Origin of the sequence: Enterococcus sp. AZ120, assembly GCF_050546165.1 — a bacterium.
Lineage (GTDB): Bacteria > Bacillota > Bacilli > Lactobacillales > Enterococcaceae > Enterococcus > Enterococcus faecalis.
On sequence record NZ_CP172950.1, the window covers coordinates 2,428,014 to 2,446,559 of the forward strand.

Genomic DNA, 18,546 nt, shown 5'->3' on the forward strand with positions numbered 1-18,546 from the left:
GCATGAATAAATAAAAGAAGAATTTTTTTATGTTTCAAAGGAGGAACCATTGAATGATTACAATGAAAGATATTATTCGTGAAGGGAATCCCACACTTCGTGCTGTGGCAGAAGAAGTGCCTGTCCCTATCACTGAGGAAGACCGACAATTAGGCGAAGACATGTTGACTTTCTTAAAAAATAGTCAAGATCCAGTCAAAGCCGAAGAATTACAATTACGTGGTGGCGTTGGTTTAGCTGCACCACAATTAGATATTTCTAAACGAATTATTGCTGTCCATGTTCCTAGTAACGACCCAGAAAACGAAACGCCTTCATTAAGTACGGTAATGTACAACCCTAAAATTTTGAGTCATTCTGTGCAAGATGTATGTTTAGGTGAAGGGGAAGGCTGTTTATCTGTCGATCGGGATGTACCTGGGTATGTCGTTCGCCATAACAAAATTACCGTCAGTTATTTTGACATGGCTGGCGAAAAACACAAAGTTCGTTTAAAAAACTACGAAGCGATTGTGGTTCAACATGAAATTGATCATATTAATGGCATCATGTTCTACGATCATATTAACAAAGAAAATCCATTTGCTTTAAAAGAGGGCGTTTTAGTCATCGAATAAAAAAAACTGGGCCGTTTGTTTTCAGACAAACGGCCCAGTTTTTTTTAAATGGCCTTCATTTCTTTTAAGGCTTTCCAAATCCCATCATTATCATTTGTATCTGTGACCATTGTGGCCACTTTTTGAATGGAAGGACTCGCGTTGCCCATTGCGACGCCAATCCCTGCATGGCTTAACATTTCTCGGTCATTTTCGCCGTCCCCAAAGGCAATGATATTTTTTGCATCAATGCCCACACGTTTAGCTAAATACGTTAACGTAGCTGATTTTGAGCCATCTTTAGGCACAACATCTACGCTATGTTGATGCCAGCGAATAAAGCGAAATTCTGGGTATTCTTCTTCAAACGTACACTGATCTTCTGCGTCATAAAAAGCCAGCGCTTGGTAAATATCATTTTGACGATAAAAGTGTTCATCATAAGCAGGTGAATGAAAATGAAAAGAGTTCATCGCAATTTCCATTTTTTCAGCACGGTGCTGGTTGCTCTTCTTAATATCATCTAAACCCACACAAGCAAATCCTAAGCCGCGTTGATCACTGTCTTGTGCCAAACGTTCCAACGCTTCAGCGTGCAACAAATTTTGATAATATTGCTCATGATCCACAAAAGCCGCGGCGCCATTACATAATACGTAATTGGTAAAATCTAAATCCCAAATCACCTCTTGCGCCATATAACGACTTCTGCCAGTTGCCAGCGTAACTAAGTGTCCTTGCTCCCGCAATTTTGCTAGCGCTTCTCTCGTGCTATCCAATGCTTTCTTCTCCGAATTTAACAACGTCCCATCAATATCAAATGCAAAAAGTTTTCTTTCCATCATTTCTCCTTATTCGCTCGCTTTCGCTAAATATTTACTGCCTTCTCGTTGTGCTAAAGGACTCAACACTAATTCTTTCATCAATTCCTCGACCCATTGCGGATTCGTTTTACTATATTGGCGTAATGACCAGCCAATCGCTTTTTGAATGAAGAACTCCTCTGTAGTTCTATCATAAATAATCGCCTTTTTCAACAGGTCCTGATTGGTCTTTTCTTTCAACATCAACTGTAAATTCAGCGCAACACGCCGATTCCAGAAATTTTCAGCGCCATAAAAAAGGGCAAAAATCGTTGGCAATTCAGTCAGATGCAACGCCACCCACGACCCAAAAAATTTTCGCCAAGCATCCACACTGTCCCACCACGCTTTTTGTGGAACATAGGCTTTAAACGCTACGACCTCTTCTAATGAAAATCTCCGAACATTTTGAAGGGCTAAATCAATAGCGACATACTGATATTCTCGTTCTGTTTTTTGATAGTAAGCCTCAATCTCTTGGCATAATTTTTCCTTTGGCCACGTATGACTTTCTTTTAAAAGTTGTTTACTTAACGCTTGACGTTCTGGGGCGGGGATGCCTGCAAAAACAAATTGGTGTTTCATATAAGCAGACATTTTTGCTGCTGTTTCTGGGTTCTTCTGAAATTGAAGTGTGTCCATTCCTTCGCTCCTTATAATAAAAAAACTATACTAAAACAGTGTACCATGTTTTAGTATAGTTGGTTGGTCAATTAATCAAAATACGTTAAGTTTTTGTTGTCTTTATCTAACCAGGCATAGCCGAGACCCATAATTAAGCCACCACCGATAAAGTTACCGATAAAGGCCCAGAACAGATTATGAACAACATTACCAGCTGTGAAAGCTTCAATTGCGCCGTTCGAAGCAAAGTAAGCTAAACTGAAGGCTGGGAAGTTGGCAATCACGTGTTCAAAACCAAGGAACGCAAAGATAAAGATAATGAAAATAATGGCCGCGACTTTGCCGGCGTCATCTTTCATTCGCATACTCACTAATACGGCTGTATTAACTACAATATTGGCGAACATAGCTTCAACTAAAATCTGTAGGGTGGTTTTTTCTAATTTTCCAGCAATCGATGTAAAAAAGAAACTATCTTTTGGCAAATCTTGGAACGGTACTGTAAGTGATACCAAGAAGCCAAACAAGACGCCACCAATTAAATTGAATAAGATACAGGTAAATAAAATTTTTGCAGCTAAGGAAAAGTTGACTTTTTTACGATAGACCCCAACAGTCATGTACAACATATTCGAGGTACCAAGTTCGGCATTCATATATAAAATCATCACAAGTGACCAACTGAACATGAAGGCGTAAAGCATTTTCCCTAAACCATGAGAAATTCCTTCTCCTTTAATTGCGATTGCAAAAGCAACGGCTGTTCCCAACGTTAAAAATAGACAAGCAAGCATTGCACGAACAGCGTAGCGGGAAAAGCTGTTTGAGAATAAATTCACTTTCTTGTCGATGGATTTATCAATTTGTTCAAACAATGGTGAACCAGACTTCATTGTAAACTCCCTTTCATTCCGTTTTCAACTTATATTTTCAAAACATCTCCCCTTATTCTAATGAGGAAAAGTGTTTTTGTCTACCTTTTTTTCAGATTTCACTTTAAAACCTTGACGTTTCCTATCCTATTAAGTATACTAGATTTTGTGTAAAATAATTGCAGCAGAAGAATAATAACTCGTCAACAGTTCATTGCCAAACTTGGTTCAACTGCGTAACCGCGGCTGCAAAGGCGAAGGTTGAAGAATGAACTGAACGAATATGAATTTTTCATCTAATTATTTTACTCCAAAAAAACATTTATTTATTGGAGGAATTTTTAATGTCTCGTTATACTGGACCATCATGGAAAGTATCTCGTCGTCTAGGTATCTCTTTATCAGGTACTGGTAAAGAACTAGCTCGTCGCCCTTACAAACCAGGACAACACGGACCTAACAGCCGTGGTAAAGTTTCTGAATACGGAATGCAATTAACTGAAAAACAAAAATTACGTCATATGTATGGCATGAACGAACGTCAATTCCGTACGTTGTTCATTAAAGCAAGCAAAATCAAAGAAGGTAAACACGGTGTTAACTTCATGGTTTTACTAGAACAACGCTTAGATAACGTTGTTTACCGTTTAGGTCTTGCAACTACTCGTCGTCAAGCACGTCAATTAGTTAACCATGGTCACATCACTGTAGACGGCAAACGTGTTGATATTCCATCATACCACGTTGAAGTTGGTCAAGTGATCGGTGTTCGTGAAAAATCTCAAAACATCTCAACAATTAAAGAAGCGGTTGAAGCAACTGTTGGACGTCCAGCATTCGTAAGCTTTGACACTGAAAAATTAGAAGGTAGCTTCACTCGTTTACCAGAACGTGATGAACTTTACCCAGAAATCGACGAAGCACTTGTCGTTGAATACTACAACCAAAAACTTTAAGATTTCAAAAGGTCGAACTACGGTTCTTACCTTCTTTCAAAACCTTGCCTTTCTTGGGCAAGGTTTTTTTCTTTGCCCTCTTTACAAAATTGTTTACTTCCGCTAAACTATTGTTAACCAAATAAAAATAATTGGTTAACAATAGAAAGTGAGGCTTCTTATGAATAAAGCATCGTTACGCTCTTTAATTTTAGCAGCAGAATTCGCTGTGATTATTGCTGTACTTTCACAATTTACAATTCCATTGGGGATTGTCCCCTTAACTGGACAAACATTTGCCATCGGCTTAACCGCTACCGTTTTGGGCAAGCGAACGGGGACCTACGCTATTTTAATTTACTTCTTATTAGGATTAATTGGTTTACCCGTTTACGCTGGGATGTCTAGCGGGTTCGGTGTACTCTTTGGACCAACTGGCGGCTATTTAATCGGCTTTATCTTTAACGGCTTATTAACTGGTTATATTTTAGAAAAAACAACCTTTAACTATACTTGGGCCATTATCGCAAATATTGCCGGTGCCTTAGTTACCTTAGTTTTCGGCATGATTTGGTTGAAATATTCCGCAAATCTGCCGTGGCCAAACGCTTTCGCTGGCGGGTTTGCTCCGTTTATTATTCCTGGTATCATCAAGGCTGTCGCAGCTGCTTATGTTGGTATTTTAATTCGCCAACGCTTTATGAAACGTTTTTTAGCACACCTTTCTTAAGGGGAAAACTTTTTTCTTTTCCTTGTCTGTAGTACACTAAAAGGACAAAGGAGTGAAGTCCATGTCCTCATTATTAAAACGATTGGTTCAGTTGGTTTTGTTAGTCGTCGCTGTCTTGCTAATTCGACACTATGTGTTCTCCCCTGCTGCGGTGAACGGCTCTTCAATGGAACCAACACTTCATAACAACGACCGTTTATGGGTGACCTCGATTAAAAAGCCTCAGCGCTTTGATATTATCGCTTTCCCTAGTCCTCGCAACGGCCAACGAGTAGCCAAACGTTTAATTGGTTTACCTGGCGAAACAGTCGAGTATCGCGATGATACCCTTTATATTAATGGTGTATCACTCAGTGAAGATTACTTAGCAAGTGCTAAACGAAATGTCTCTAAAAATGAAAATTATACCCAAGATTTTACGCTAGAGACCTTAGAAGCCACCCAATCCCTGACCGTTCCAGAAGGCATGTATTTTGTCTTGGGGGATAATCGCCCGCGCTCAGATGACAGTCGTTACTTTGGCTTTGTTAAACAAGCGAGCGTGGAAGGTGTTTTGACTTTTCGTTATTATCCATTAGATAAAATTGGCTTTCCATAAAATAGTAAACCGCCCCCAAAAAGTTAGACTTTTTGAGGGCGGTTTACTATTTTTTTAAGGTCCAGTGACTAAGTTCCACGTCACCGTTCCTTGATATTTCTCATTTATTTTCCCTTGATTGGCAGGGACTTCTAATTTCACATTGGCAAAATCAAAATCTAATTGATAGACATCATTACCTGTAAATTGGTTATTAAGAATTACTGGTGTAGATGTACCGTCACTCGTCAAAGTTAAGGCTTTCGTAACCCCAACTTTATTTGTTAACTCTGTGACTTGATTATAGTTTTCGATTGCTATAACATCCGCACTTCCTAATAATAAACGCGTACTAGTTGGCAAACTATCAGCTGATGCTGTTAACTGTGACAATTGTGCTGTTAACTGCCAATTAGGTTGGCTTGTCTTTATTCGTAGATATGGATTACGTGTGCCGTTGCCATAGTAATCAGCTGCTTTTTTCAGTCCGTACTGCTTAGTGCTACTGTTAATCGTAATTTTCCCAAAATCAAACGTTGGTGTACTAATGAAACCTTCTTCTACTGGTGTTGGCGTAATCGTTTGATCTTCTCCTTGAATACGTACAAAGTTACTAGCTGTCACTGCAGAAAAGTTTCCACTAGCTGTCATTTCTGCGGTTAAAAGTTGTCTTGGTTCTCCCGTAATTTTCGCTGTGTTCACTGTCACTAAGGCTTCGCCGTTCACAGGAATCTCTATATCTAAGTTAACTCCTGCTTGCCATTGTTCTGCCGTCACTGGAATAATTTTATTTGGTGTATTACCAATGCGAACAGCTAATTGTGTTGGTGGTGAAATACCTGCCGCCCATTTGGCCGTTGGAGCTAGTTTAACGTTGGTCAATGGAACTTCACTGGTATTTTTTAGTTTAACTATCCACATCATAGAAGCTTCATTTGGGATCACTTCTAGTAACCGACTAACCGTCATTTCTGCTGTTGGTTGGACTTCCCCATAGACCGCTGTCATGTCATCTTTATCGTCGTAAGTCACGGCGTAACTTGGTGTTTTAGTCGTTGTCAAGGTGCCTGGTTTGGTTTTACCTTTGTACCAGCCTTTGAACTTATAGGATTTATCTCCTGTTGTATAAGTGTCTGGTAAGGCTTTCGTACTAGCATAAGTGAAATTATCACTGTCAATCACCGTTTGTTTTCCTTGCGTGAAGCCTGTTGGCGGTGTAATTTTAGCGCCGCTTGGATCCACAAAGTTTTCAGTGACACGACGGTTTTCTAAATAATAGTAGATTGTTCCCTCTGGAGAAGCTAAGTTATAGTTTTTTCCGACTGTCCCTGAATAAATTCCCATAGCATACAACGTGTTATTCGGGTCCCATGTCCAAAAAGCTCGTCTGGTTCTAAAAAAAGTTCCAGCGTTAGTTAATTTGAAGGCTTCTACTCCGTCAGCTTGAGAAACAACCGTATATGGCGCTTCTATATTTTTCCGGATCTCTTTGGTCATAGGATACTTTGTTTTATCTCCCGTATAAGTAGCTAGCGGTGTAATCGACATTGTCTTATATTGTTTAGGAATTGTATGATTAACAGACCTTGCACCGTATGTCTTAAGCTTATCTATCGGGAAATCATATGACTTGCCAGGAATCGATAATTTTTTTAATTTACTCATCACTTCATCAGTTCCTTGAATTTTCCCTAATACTGTTGATTCAGTTTCGTCACTTTCACCTAATTCGGCTTCTACAGAAAAGCCTGCTGTATTCAATAGGTTACCTGCCTCATCAACATAACCAAAGTAAACATCTTTGGCTGGTAAATTATACGTTTTCATCACGACTTCTTCATAGACTACCGTCAAATCATCATCATCATTATAAGTGACTGGATAACTGGGAGCTTTGGTCGTCGTCAAGGTGTCTGGTTTGTTTTTACCTTTGTACCAGCCTTTGAACTGATAGGTTTTCGTGCCGACTTTATAGGTATCTGGCAAATCTCCGCTTTGCTTAAAGGTGTACGAATCACTAGTAATTACTGTTTTTTTCCCTTGGGCGAAACCTGACGGTGCGGTGATTTTAGTACCATTGGTATCTACGAAGTTTTCCGTAACACGACGATTTTCTAGGTAAAGATACATACGTGCATTTTCATCTAGTGTATAGACACTCGGTTCTACTCCTTTACCAGTAATAGTCGCACTTAATAGTGTTGCAAGTCTAACATTTGTAGGCATTGATGACCAGTATATACCGCTCATCGTAAACTTTTGTGGATCTGTTGTCGGGTCAAGACCAATTCGCCATCCAGTTGTATCGATGTCACTTTTGACACCACTTCTTAAACTAAGACGATACGTTTCTGGAATAGAGTAGGCTGTACCTGTATAATTTGGGCCAGGTTGATACGTTACGGTTTTATACATTTTGGGCAACGTAAAGGTTGCATTGCGAACTCCATATTGCAACGGCGTAGGTCTTTCTGTATCGAAAACTCGACCTGGTATAGTGATTTCTTTTACTGCGCTATTATTGTTAGTCGGGACTGGGCCAATTGGCGTCACTTTGCCATCCGCAACCTCAACTAATTCTCCAGTAAAGCCATAACGATCAGCAAATGTCAGCCCCCCTGTTTCATTGATAAATAGGACACGATACATGCGATCAGGCAAAGTCACTGGATTTTGAATCGCCTCATACATCACTGTCAAATTGTCATTCCCATCATAGGTCACCGCATAGCTTGGCGCTTTAGTCGTGGTCAAGGTACTTGGCTTGGTTTTGCCTTTGTACCAGCCTTTGAACTGATAGGTTTTGCCGTCTGCTTGATACGTGTTTGGCAAAGTACCACTTTGTTTGAAGGTGAAGTCATTGCTGGTCATTGGTGTTTTCTTGTTTTGGGTAAAACCTGTTGGCGGTGTAATGGCTACGCCGTTAGCATCTACGAACTTTTCGGTGACTTGTTTACGGGTGACTTTGTAAACCATTTTTGATTTGATTGTATTTGTCCCATCAAATCCACGTAACGCAATAGAGTTATATCCGGTAGCTACCCAATCCGGATAGCCACCACTGTTTATCGACAAGGTAGTTGGTCGCGTGATTCCAAAAGAACCCAACGTATTTTTTTGGAATGTCCTATCCTTATTTGTTTCACTTATTGGCGTTACTCTTCCTTCCTCAATACTATCGTCAAAAATACCTGTCGTTGTATTAAATCCTTTGTACATATACACATACCAGTAACTGCCTGCTGTATCATCATATTCAATGCTCTCCACAAATTTCAATGACGTCGTAATAGTTAACCTGTCTAAAATAAACGATACGCGATACTTGGTACCAGGAGTTGTTCCACCAGCACCATATTTTTCTATGAATTGCGGAGTCAAGGGAAGCCCTGCATTATTATTGATACTTAAAATATAGGAACCCACACCATTTGCCTGACCATACAGTTTATCATAAGGTGCAGGTAAAGGTCCATCTGCGCCCCCACTTTGTGCTAGATAATTTCCCGAAAAACCTAAGGGTGTTGTAAACGGCGCACCAGTTTCATCCACAAAATCATACTGAACTTTCGGATAAACAACTGTTTTTAAGGGGATTCCTCTCGACTCAATTTTGGGTGAATTTGCCTCTGAGGAGGATGTCGGAGCCTCGGTTGATTGCACAGTTGCTCCTTGATTGTTCTCTTCTGAAGTATCCTGTAATGCAGCATCCATTTCGTTATGTACTTGTTGATTCTTGGTCTCTATTGCCTGTTCGGTTTGTTCTGTTGCTACTTTTTTCTCTGTTTCTGTACTTGTTACTGGTTCAGCTGTTTCTTCTGTCTGGTTACTTTCTTTCGGCACAGTTTCTGCAACAGCTGTGACTCCCGCGAATGAATTCACTAATAACGAGCAACATAATCCAAATGTTGCTAAGTGTTTAAATTTAATCTGTTTCATGTTGCTCCTTCTTTCTATGTACCATTCCCGCCAAGCACAATTAAGGCTCTTCTCCTTTTTATGTATTGGTTTATTGTTCATTGGTATATGTACATCTTTTAATTTTCTCCATTATTCTATCAAAAAAAGGCGGACTTGAAATTTCAAATTTTGCTACAGACAAGTGACTTTTCCGACGATTCCTATTATACCAAGGCGGAAGAGTCCTTTTTCACTGGAAAAATGCGCGAAAATCAAGAAAATCTGCCATTTCGCTACTGATTCTCAGTTAAATTCCTTAATCTTTATAAATAAAAGCTCAAAATGTTAGTGTTTAATACTAACATTTTGAGCTTTTCTCATGATTTTTTTACTATTTTAAGGACCTGTCACTAAGTTCCACGTAATTGCGGCTTGGTATTGTTGCCCTTTGACCCCTTGATTGGCTGGCACTTCAAGTTTGACATTGTTGAAGGTGAAGTCCAACTGATAAATATTACTCCCAGTGAATTGCTGGTTGGCAATAATCCTAGTGGCCGTGTTGTTGGCATTCAAACTAATGGTACTCGTAGTACCGACCGCATTTTTCAACTCGGTAGGTTGGTTGTAATTTGAGAAACTCGAAACAGGAGCCGCCCCTAACAATAAGCGGGTCGCTGTAGGCAAGCTGTCTGTCGCTGATTTTGGTTGCGACAGTTGCGCCGTTAAGCTCCAATTCGGTTGGGTTTTCTTGATCCGCAGATAGGGATTGCGTGTGCCGTTGCCATAGTAATCAGCGGCTTTTTTCAGGCCATGCTGTTGCGTGCTTCCCGCTACCCCAACTTGACCAAAATTGAAGGTTGGAACACTGATGAAGCCTTCAGCCGTTGGTGTTACAATTGCTTGATCATTGTCTTTCACACGTACGGTGGCCGAAGTAGAAACACCACTGTAATTCCCACTGGTGGTAATCCCAGCGCGCAAGACTTGCCCCGCTGTCCCCGTCGCTTTCGTAGTGAACTGAACCGTGGCAGATTTTCCTACGGGAATGTCAGTGCCTAAGCTAACACCATTGGTCCACGTAGTCGCTGTGACGGGAACTGTTTTTGCGGTTCCGCCAGCTGGCGTGACAATCATGGCGGTTGGTGCTGCTAAGCCAGTTGTCCAAGCGGTTGATTTCTTGATGGTCGCCGTGGTTAGTGGCGCTTGGCTTGTATTGGTAATTGTGGCACGCCAGGTGACATTGCCGCCGCTAGTCACGGTTTCAGCGGTAAGGCGAGTTAAAGCGACACTTGCTTTCGGCACTTCTTCCTTATACATCGCCGTCATGTCGTCATTGCCATCAAAAGTTGTATTGTATGTTGGCGTAGTGCTGGTTGTTAAAGTATTAGGCTTGGTTTTACCTTTGTACCAGCCTTGGAAAGTATAGGTCTTGCCACCTGCGGTATAAGTTGCTGGCAAGGCTTTTGCGGCTGTGTACTTGAAGGTGTTGCTAGTCATGGGAATTTGATTCCCTTGCGTGAAACCTGTTGGCGGCGTGATTTTAGTGCCGTTGGTGTCCACGAAGTTTTCGGTGACTTTGCGGTTGGTTAGATAGTAGTAAATTGGTTTATCTAACATATGATATAATCCTTTGTTAATTGAGTTAGCCGGATCATAAACGATTTCTCGTAAATTATAAGGCACCTGGACGTCTGCTGGTGCAGCTGCCGTTGTTTGGTTAAAGATAAAAGATTGATTATTACTTTTCTTTAATTGAAACAATTGAGGTCTGTTACTTAACGGAGTTGTAGAAGTATTAACTTTTATAGTCGGAAATGGATACGCTGTATCAAAGGTACCATTCTTGTTATAAACACTTATATTTTCATAATACTTGGGTATTTTAAATGTTAAGTTAGCGGCACTATATTGTGAATGTCGCCCATTCATTATTTCTAAAGAATGGCTAGGATAAACAATCTCTTTCAAATTATTTTTTGTTAGTGCGACTTGCCCTTTTTCAATATTAGTTGTTTTCCAACCATCGACAGATGATAACAGTTCTCCATGCCAATTGTCATACGTCAAATCAATCGTTGAAGCATCTACTCGTTTGCCAGACTCGTCTACGAACCCGAATTGATAGGTCAGCGCTGGGAAGTCAAAAAACTCAATCTCCTCATACACCACCGTCAAATCATCATCATTGTTATAAGTCACCGCATAGCTTGGTGCTTTAGTCGCGGTCAAGGTGTTTGGCTTGGTTTTGCCTTTGTACCAACCTTTGAATTTGTAGGTTTTGCCACCTGTTGTGTAGGTGTCAGGTAAGGTACCAGCTTGTTTGAACGTGAAAGCATTGCTGGTCATTGGTATTTTTTTATTTTGCGTGAAACCTGTTGGCGGCGTGATTTTAGTGCCGTTGGTGTCCACGAAGTTTTCGGTGACTTGTTTACGGGTGACTTTGTAGTTCATCGTATGTTTGTAATTAGTAGTCCCATCAAAGCCCATCAAAGTTACATTTCTTTGATTAGGCTGATCTTTCCCACCTATTCTTAACAAACGCGGTATTGTGGAAGCAGATCCATTAGCTCCAAAAATAGCATTAATAGAAAATCTCTGATTAGTATTTTTGATAAAAGCTCTTTCTAAAGGATGTAAAATATTAGGGAAATCAATCAAGATTGGGTCTATACCAACATATCCGACTAAATAATCAGCAGCTTGCAATGACGTATTCATCACTTCAATCTTATCTACATATTTCAACTCATTGGTGATTGTTAAATCGTGTAACCCGTATTCACGCTTATCGTAGACATCCCCTGTTACATTTCCGTCATAAGTAGCCGAAATTGGAATACGTGACTGTGTTTCAATCTTATATTTATTGGATTGACTAGGATCTTTTGAACCAATCATCGGATACAGATTTCCTGTTGTTTCAAATATATTGACAATTTTTTTTCTTAAAAACTGTGTATAATTTCCTGAAAATGTCAAAGGATTAGTAAAAGCTTCCCCTTGTTCATCGACAAATTCAGCATAGAAACCTGGATAAACCCATGTATCTCGTGGAACGACTTCCTCATACACCACGTTCAAATCATCATTATCGTTATAAGTCACCGCATAGCTTGGTGCTTTGGTGGTGGTCAAGGTGTTTGGCTTGGTTTTGCCTTTGTACCAACCTTTGAACTGATAGGTTTTGCCGTTGCTTGCTTTGTAAATCTCTGGCAAGGTGCCAGCTTGTTTGAAGGTGAAAGCATTGCTGGTCATTGGTGTTTTCTTATTTTGGGTAAAACCTGTTGGCGGTGTAATGGCTACGCCGTTAGTATCTACGAACTTTTCGGTGACTTGTTTACGTGTGACTTTGTAATTCATTGTTTGGTGATACGTCAATGTGCCGTCAAAGCCCACTAATATTATGTCCCTCCCTAGTGCCGACACTGTACCATCTGTACTCATCATCGTTAATACGTCATTAATTGATGGAGCCAAAGCTACTGAATTTAGAGAAAAGATATTTGCACTATTTTTAGAAAATGTTCTATCCCTCTGAGTCAAATTGGCACTACCGTAATTACCAAATTGAGGTATTTCAGATACTTGTTGATCACTGTAATAAGTCCTTCTTATAGTACCGACCGGAGCAACAATACTGTCGACATATTTTAGTGTGTTATCAATCTTTAATTGTTCAATCGCGTACATATTCACAGCGTAACCTGCTGGTAAATTTGTGAGAAAATCGTACGGCATAGGAACCGCTGCATTGACAGCTACTCGATATTGTCCACCACCTGCATTAGAAGAAACAATTGGATATCTAGTAGCGTATGGTCGCCACTGACTAGTTGCCGCGTGACGTGCTAATTTATAATACGTCCCTGATAACGTTAAGTTTTCATCAGCGAAAGCTTTTCCTGTTTCATCCGTAAAAGCAAAGGTCATTCTCGGATAAATTACTTGATTATTCGGCACCCAACGTGGAGAAATATTCTTTTGTCGGTCACTCTCACTACTCTTTTCTGCAGGTTGTTCTGTGGTATCTGTTCTCACCTCTGGCGTTTCCGTTTGTACTTCTGCTTCGGCTTGTTCCTCCGCTCCCTTCGTTTCTGCTTCCCGACTCGTTTCAGTCGTTTCTTGACTGCTTTCCGTACTTGCTGGCGTTGCGCTACTTGCTGATGTTGCTTCCTTAGCGCTACTTGCTACTGTCGGACTACTTTCAATCGTGATGTTTTCCGCAACTGCGGTCGCGCCAGAAAAGGCGTTAATCACTAAAGAACTACACAAGCCAATGGTTGCTAATCGTTGCCACTTAGTTTGCTTCATGTCGTCCCTTCTTTCTCTGGACCATTCCGACAAGACCAATCAGGACAAGACCAAGAATGCTAAGATTTGCCTGACTCTTGCTCCCTGTACGAGGGAGCTGCGAGCCAGTTGTGGTGGTCTGTGTCGAACCACCACTTCGTTGATCTCCTTGCAGAGGACCAGCTGGTTCCTTGGGATCCGCAGCTGGCTCATCTGTTTTCGGTGGGGCATCTTTAGGAGCGGGTGTTGCCGGATTTTGGTAAAATTCAATTCCCACCGAACTAGAACCACCCTCAGATGCTTCAACATTTATAAAAAAACTAGGGGAAAATAGTAAACACGCAATTATTAAATAACGCTTTTTTTTCATTTAAAAACCTCCTTTTAACTCATTCACATTCTTCTATATAAAGAATGCGTAAACAACCTTTTTCATACCTTTATAATAGCAAAGAACTCTTTGTTCAAAACATCATTTTTTTTCATTTGACAACATCTATTCGCGAAAATCCCTTATTAAGCAAGGGTTGCTACTCTTGTTATTTAAACAAAAAAGGCTATCAAAACGTACTTTTCCATAGAAATCAGCCAGTCATCCCTTAATTTTTTTCAAAAAAACTACAGAAAAGCTCACAATGTTAGTAATTAAAACTAACATTGTGAGCTTTTCTCATTTTTGACGATTGGATAATTCGATAAAATAACACTAAAACACAAAATAACTGTCTGTTTCTCTTATTGGGCAACAGCTAATTGATACAATGGCAGGAGTTGTTGATAGGTTGCCAACATATAAGCGCGTGCTTTTTCAGGGTTTTGCCACAAGTCACTATCTTTGGGAATGATGCGCCCAATTTCAAACTCACCTTTTTTTACATCTCTAAAACGAGTTAAGGCTTTTTCTAAATCCGTTTCTGGCAGCGGAGTAATTTGAGGAACCGTATGATCCAAGGAAACATACGTATCTTCTGGTAATGCTTGGAATAATTGCTGATTCTCTAAAAAGGCTTGCGCAATCTGCTTTTCATTTTTAGGATTATCAATGAATGACAACCACATAAACACATAGTCGCCCCAAATGCCTAATTGAAAATGCGGCTGCATTTTATACCCGCGCTTATTCGGACTAAGTGCTGACCAAGTATTTTCTGGCGGATACACGGTGCGACGGCGATGTTGCGCAATATGGACAAACAACTCCGTTCCTAGTTCAGGCGCTAGTTGTTCGGCAAAATACGTGTCTAATTCTTGAAAAATCGGTTGAATTTGCGCACGGATAACCGCCATTCGTTCATCTAATCCAGCAACTTCAAAGGCTGCGAATTCTTTTTCTGTAAACATCAACATTTCTCTAATTCCTCTCTTAACTTGTCTTCCGCTTCTATTTTTGTCGATTTTGCCATGTTTCCAGTGTCATCCCACGATAAACATCTGTGACAATTTTCCCTTTACTAATTCGAGCATTGGGTAGTGTTCCTTCGTAGGTAAAACCAATTTTCTCCATGACACGACCAGAAGCTGGATTGTCTTGATCATGTAAAGCAAAGATTCTCATGAGTTTCATTTTTGCAAAACCCAGTTCAACTAACGCCGTCGCGGCTTCAGGCATGTAGCCATTGCCCCAAAAGGCACGGTTCAAGACATAGCCTAATTCTCCAATATTATTGGTTTCATTGACCCGTAAATCAATCGTGCCAATCATTTTGCCCGTTTCTTTCACTTCGATCCCATATTTTCCTAAAGGTTCCCCCATAAAAAATTTAGCAATGTTTTGTCTTGTCTCAGCGATTGTTTGATTTTTCAAAAACACATAGCGGACCGTTTCCTCATCTGAAGCATATTCGTACATATCTTCTGCATCGGCTAATGTGACAGGTCTTAAAATCAAGCGTTCGGTTTTGATTCGTTGGTTTTCTGCAAAAATCAATGGATAATTCATGAGCAAAACTCCCTACTTTTCTACATACTTTACCGAAAAACAGCGAAACACGCAAGGAAAATCGGCATTTCCCTTGCGTGTTTCTTTAATTAGCGTTTAAGCGAATGATGGCAATGATCGTCTGAACAGCTTTGGCCATTGATTCAACGGTAATGAATTCATATTGCCCATGAAAATTCTCGCCACCTGTAAATAGATTAGGCGTGGGAATGCCCATGAAAGAAATCTTAGAACCATCTGTCCCGCCACGAAATGGTGTGATGATTGGTTCAATGTCACAACTTTCCATTGCTTGGACGGCCAATTCTACAGGAGTCCAATCTTTTTCGATGATTTCCTTCATATTATAGTATTGGTCTTGGAAAGTAATTGTTAGTCTGGGTTTATCCGCCAGCGCATTTAAACGTTGGACTTGTTTTTCCAAAAATTGCTTTCTCGCTTGAAAGTTTTCTTGATCATGATCCCGAATGATATAGACAAGTTCTGCTTTTTCAATACTTCCTGTAAATTTATTGAGTAAATAAAATCCTTCATTTCCACGTGTTTGTTCTGGCACTTCCTTTTGCGGTAGTGATTGATCAAGTTGTTCGCCTAATTTAATGGCATTTACTAACGAACCATAGGCCGTTCCCGGATGGACACTGGTTCCCTCAATTGTTATCACAGCTTGCGCGGCGTTAAACGTTTCATACTCGAAATGCCCCACGCGGCCACTGTCGATTGTATACGCAAAAGCGACTGGGAAGTTCGGCGCATCAAATTGATCGGCCCCGCGTCCAATTTCTTCATCTGGACCGAAGGCGAGCCAAACATCCCCCCGCGCTACTTCTGGATGTGCCAAAAAATACTCAACAGCAGCTAAAATCTCGACAATTCCCGCTTTGTCATCTGCTCCTAAAAGTGTGGTTCCGTCTGTAGTAATCAACGTTTCCCCTTGATACTCTTTTAAATTGGGAAATTCAGCAACCGATAAAACGATGCCTTGTTCTTGATTCAAGAGGACATCTTGGCCATCATAATTAGTGATGACTTGGGGACGAATATTTTCTGCTGAAAAATCCGCCGTATCCAGATGTGCAATCAACCCAATACTCTTCGCTGCAGGTTGGTTACCAGGCAACCGTGCCGTTAAAAAGCCGTTTTGTTCGTTATAATGCACATCGGCCAAGCCTAATTCATGAAGTTCTGTTTCAATCATTTTGGCTAAAACCACTTGACCGACCGTCGTCGGTGTGGTTTGACTGTTGGCATCTGAACGGGTGTTAACTTTCACGTAAGTTAAAAATCGTTCGACTAATTTTTCCATTTTTTACTCCTTCTTCCTGAATCATTCTGTTAAATAAGCATTGCGCAAGTGGAAATAGTCCCCATACAAGTGATAACTAATGCCTTTCAATTTAGGATTGATTAGATAATTTGAGGCACTTTGATACAGCGGTACTTGGGCAGCATCTTGGTTCAACAAGATGTCTTCCGCTTCTTTGTATTCTGCAAATTGTTTCTCTGGATTATTGGCATTAATCGTTCGCGCATCTTCTACCAGTTGGTCGTATTTGGCATTATGATAATTGCCATAATTGTAACTTGATTCTCCCGCATATAAGTTAAAGTAAGAGTCTAATTCACTACTGCCGGCAATCCATCCTGAAAGGGACAACTCATAATTTTTTTCACGTCGCGATTGATTCACATTATTACTTGGTTGCGATGAAATGGTAATTTCTAAACCTGGCAGATTTTCTTGCAACTGACTTTGAACATATTCAGCAATTCGTTTTCCTTGATCTGTATCTGCCGCCAGCAATGAAAGTTTCACTTTTTTACCGACATCCGCTTGGGCTTTCGTCCATTCAGCTTGAGCTTTTTTGACGTCATTTTTCAAATATTCGCCACTGTAAGCTCGGAAATCTTCATCTGTTTCTGGATTCGCATAAAGTTTACTTGGAATCAATCCGTTGAGGGGTTTTGACCCATCGTTTAAGACACTTTGTGTTAAGGCTTCTTTATCAATTGCTTGGCCAATCGCTTTTCGTAAATGAACATTCGCTAATGGCGTTCCTTCTTTTTTGTTGAAATCTAAGAAGTAGTTGGCCACATCTGGATGACTGACATAGCCTGGATCATCTTGATATTGTTGAACATATTGTCCGTTAATGCGAACTAAGTCTAGTTCATTCGCTTGATATAAGTTAATCCCAGTATTATCTTCTTTGATTGTGCTAACCGCAACTTCTTCCAGTTTCACTTGATCCGCATCATAGTATTCTGGATTTTTTTTCAATGTCCAAGTATCTGAAGTCGCATCCCAATTGGCTAGCGTAAATGGCCCGCTATAAAGTAAATGTTCACTATCCAAGGCATAATCTTTACCTTGCGCTTCGACAAATTTTTGATTTTGTGGCGCTAACCAAGCAATCGAAACGACTGCTAAGAAGGAAGGTTGGGCCTGTTTTAATTCAACAATGAATTCTTTGTCATTAGGGGCTGAAATCCCTAATTCATCGACTGACTTTTCACCGTTGCGTATTTCAAAACTATTTTTAACACTGTCTAGTAAATAGGCATTCGGTCCAATCGTCGCTGGTGTCACCAGTTTTTTCCAAGAATAAACAAAATCTTGGGCCGTAATTGGCTCGCCGTTGCTCCACTTAATCCCCTCCCGCAAGGTAAAGTGGTACTTGCGCCCATCGTCACTAATCTTGACATCTTTAGCTAGAGCTGGCACCGTGGCACTATCATCATCAAACCGATAAAGGCCTTCAAATAAATGTTGTGCCATTGTAAAGGTATTTTTATCTGTTGTTTGTGTTGTATCCAATGTTGAGATTGGTGCAGGTGAACTAATACTGATTTTTTGTTCAGCTGCTAAATTTCCCGAATCTACTTTCTCTGCCGCTTCTTTGGTTCCGCCACATGCGGCTAAAAGAAACCCTGTTGCAATCAAACCTACTACTTTTTTCCCCAATTTCATGTTGTTGCCCCCTCATATTTTTTAAACAAATAAAAAAAGCATTCGTCCTAAAAAGGACGAATGCTTATGCAATCGCGGTACCACCTTTGTTGATCTCTTCGCTAAAAAAGATCCGCTCGTTTCCAGTACAATCATACTGTAGCGCTATAACAGGCGCACCTGAATTGGTTTAAGCGAACGGCTTCAACCAACCTGTTCAAAGGCCATTTTCCCCTTTAACGTCACTACCTCTTCTCACCAAACGAGGCT

14 protein-coding genes and 1 other annotated feature (1 of these 15 cut by a window edge) are annotated in these 18,546 nt (G+C 40.4%); of the genes, 4 read left to right on the forward strand and 10 right to left on the reverse strand.

Features of this window, described 5'->3' with window-relative positions:
* The first annotated feature begins 53 nt into the window (after positions 1-53).
* Positions 54-617, forward strand: coding sequence for a peptide deformylase (gene def / locus IGJ46_RS11615; protein ID WP_002354981.1), 564 nt, complete (start codon positions 54-56; stop codon positions 615-617).
* Between the two features lie 44 nt (positions 618-661).
* Here def and IGJ46_RS11620 read toward each other — a convergent pair whose 3' ends face one another.
* The 3 genes from IGJ46_RS11620 to IGJ46_RS11630 form a co-directional block, all read right to left on the reverse strand.
* The gene (locus tag IGJ46_RS11620) at positions 662-1,438 is read right to left on the reverse strand and encodes an HAD family hydrolase (protein WP_002361040.1); all 777 of its coding nucleotides are present in this window, start codon (positions 1,436-1,438) and stop codon (positions 662-664) included.
* Positions 1,439-1,447: 9 nt separating this feature from the next.
* Positions 1,448-2,101, reverse strand: coding sequence for a DNA alkylation repair protein (locus IGJ46_RS11625; RefSeq protein ID WP_002354978.1), 654 nt, complete (start codon positions 2,099-2,101; stop codon positions 1,448-1,450).
* Between the two features lie 71 nt (positions 2,102-2,172).
* The gene (locus IGJ46_RS11630) at positions 2,173-2,976 is read right to left on the reverse strand and encodes a formate/nitrite transporter family protein (protein ID WP_002365340.1); all 804 of its coding nucleotides are present in this window, start codon (positions 2,974-2,976) and stop codon (positions 2,173-2,175) included.
* Positions 2,977-3,299: 323 nt separating this feature from the next.
* On the opposite strand from IGJ46_RS11630, the gene rpsD reads away from it, so the two are divergent.
* The 3 genes from rpsD to lepB all read left to right on the forward strand — a co-directional run bounded on the left by rpsD (position 3,300) and on the right by lepB (position 5,218).
* On the forward strand, positions 3,300-3,911 hold the full coding sequence (gene rpsD / locus IGJ46_RS11635) for a 30S ribosomal protein S4 (protein WP_002365342.1): 612 nt from the start codon (positions 3,300-3,302) through the stop codon (positions 3,909-3,911).
* A gap of 160 nt (positions 3,912-4,071) precedes the next feature.
* Positions 4,072-4,620 carry a biotin transporter BioY gene (locus tag IGJ46_RS11640; protein ID WP_002354975.1) on the forward strand — a complete coding sequence of 183 codons (549 nt, stop codon included), beginning with the start codon at positions 4,072-4,074 and terminating at the stop codon, positions 4,618-4,620.
* A 61-nt stretch (positions 4,621-4,681) separates the two neighbouring features.
* Complete coding sequence (lepB, locus tag IGJ46_RS11645) at positions 4,682-5,218, forward strand: signal peptidase I (RefSeq protein WP_002385230.1); 537 nt, start codon at positions 4,682-4,684, stop codon at positions 5,216-5,218.
* Between the two features lie 54 nt (positions 5,219-5,272).
* Here the strand turns inward: lepB and IGJ46_RS11650 are convergent, their stop codons facing one another.
* From IGJ46_RS11650 to IGJ46_RS11680, 7 genes are all read right to left on the reverse strand, one after another.
* Complete coding sequence (locus IGJ46_RS11650; protein ID WP_218391294.1) at positions 5,273-9,136, reverse strand: WxL domain-containing protein; 3,864 nt, start codon at positions 9,134-9,136, stop codon at positions 5,273-5,275.
* A gap of 357 nt (positions 9,137-9,493) precedes the next feature.
* Complete coding sequence (locus tag IGJ46_RS11655; protein WP_218391295.1) at positions 9,494-13,408, reverse strand: WxL domain-containing protein; 3,915 nt, start codon at positions 13,406-13,408, stop codon at positions 9,494-9,496.
* Entirely contained in the window at positions 13,395-13,757 is a 363-nt protein-coding gene (locus IGJ46_RS11660) for an LPXTG cell wall anchor domain-containing protein (RefSeq protein WP_002396851.1), read from the reverse strand. Before IGJ46_RS11660 ends, IGJ46_RS11655 begins: the two co-directional genes overlap by 14 nt.
* Positions 13,758-14,122: 365 nt before the next feature.
* Entirely contained in the window at positions 14,123-14,734 is a 612-nt protein-coding gene (locus IGJ46_RS11665) for a YktB family protein (RefSeq protein WP_002359064.1), read from the reverse strand.
* A gap of 34 nt (positions 14,735-14,768) precedes the next feature.
* A complete protein-coding gene (locus IGJ46_RS11670) occupies positions 14,769-15,326 on the reverse strand; it encodes a GNAT family N-acetyltransferase (RefSeq protein ID WP_002396849.1) in 558 nt (185 codons plus the stop codon).
* 85 nt (positions 15,327-15,411) lie between these two features.
* Positions 15,412-16,632 carry a peptidase T gene (gene pepT / locus IGJ46_RS11675; RefSeq protein ID WP_002354968.1) on the reverse strand — a complete coding sequence of 407 codons (1,221 nt, stop codon included), beginning with the start codon at positions 16,630-16,632 and terminating at the stop codon, positions 15,412-15,414.
* A gap of 21 nt (positions 16,633-16,653) precedes the next feature.
* On the reverse strand, positions 16,654-18,297 hold the full coding sequence (locus IGJ46_RS11680; protein ID WP_002359061.1) for a peptide ABC transporter substrate-binding protein: 1,644 nt from the start codon (positions 18,295-18,297) through the stop codon (positions 16,654-16,656).
* Between the two features lie 49 nt (positions 18,298-18,346).
* Positions 18,347-18,546, reverse strand: a binding site (T-box leader) (it continues 46 nt past the right edge of the window).

Coding starts and splice junctions, on each gene's coding strand:
- def (WP_002354981.1), top strand. CDS start 54: ATGATTACAATGAAAGATATTATTCGTGAAGGGAATCCCACACTTCGT.
- IGJ46_RS11620 (WP_002361040.1), bottom strand. CDS start 1,438: ATGGAAAGAAAACTTTTTGCATTTGATATTGATGGGACGTTGTTAAAT.
- IGJ46_RS11625 (WP_002354978.1), bottom strand. CDS start 2,101: ATGGACACACTTCAATTTCAGAAGAACCCAGAAACAGCAGCAAAAATG.
- IGJ46_RS11630 (WP_002365340.1), bottom strand. CDS start 2,976: ATGAAGTCTGGTTCACCATTGTTTGAACAAATTGATAAATCCATCGAC.
- rpsD (WP_002365342.1), top strand. CDS start 3,300: ATGTCTCGTTATACTGGACCATCATGGAAAGTATCTCGTCGTCTAGGT.
- IGJ46_RS11640 (WP_002354975.1), top strand. CDS start 4,072: ATGAATAAAGCATCGTTACGCTCTTTAATTTTAGCAGCAGAATTCGCT.
- lepB (WP_002385230.1), top strand. CDS start 4,682: ATGTCCTCATTATTAAAACGATTGGTTCAGTTGGTTTTGTTAGTCGTC.
- IGJ46_RS11650 (WP_218391294.1), bottom strand. CDS start 9,136: ATGAAACAGATTAAATTTAAACACTTAGCAACATTTGGATTATGTTGC.
- IGJ46_RS11655 (WP_218391295.1), bottom strand. CDS start 13,408: ATGAAGCAAACTAAGTGGCAACGATTAGCAACCATTGGCTTGTGTAGT.
- IGJ46_RS11660 (WP_002396851.1), bottom strand. CDS start 13,757: ATGAAAAAAAAGCGTTATTTAATAATTGCGTGTTTACTATTTTCCCCT.
- IGJ46_RS11665 (WP_002359064.1), bottom strand. CDS start 14,734: ATGTTGATGTTTACAGAAAAAGAATTCGCAGCCTTTGAAGTTGCTGGA.
- IGJ46_RS11670 (WP_002396849.1), bottom strand. CDS start 15,326: ATGAATTATCCATTGATTTTTGCAGAAAACCAACGAATCAAAACCGAA.
- pepT (WP_002354968.1), bottom strand. CDS start 16,632: ATGGAAAAATTAGTCGAACGATTTTTAACTTACGTGAAAGTTAACACC.
- IGJ46_RS11680 (WP_002359061.1), bottom strand. CDS start 18,297: ATGAAATTGGGGAAAAAAGTAGTAGGTTTGATTGCAACAGGGTTTCTT.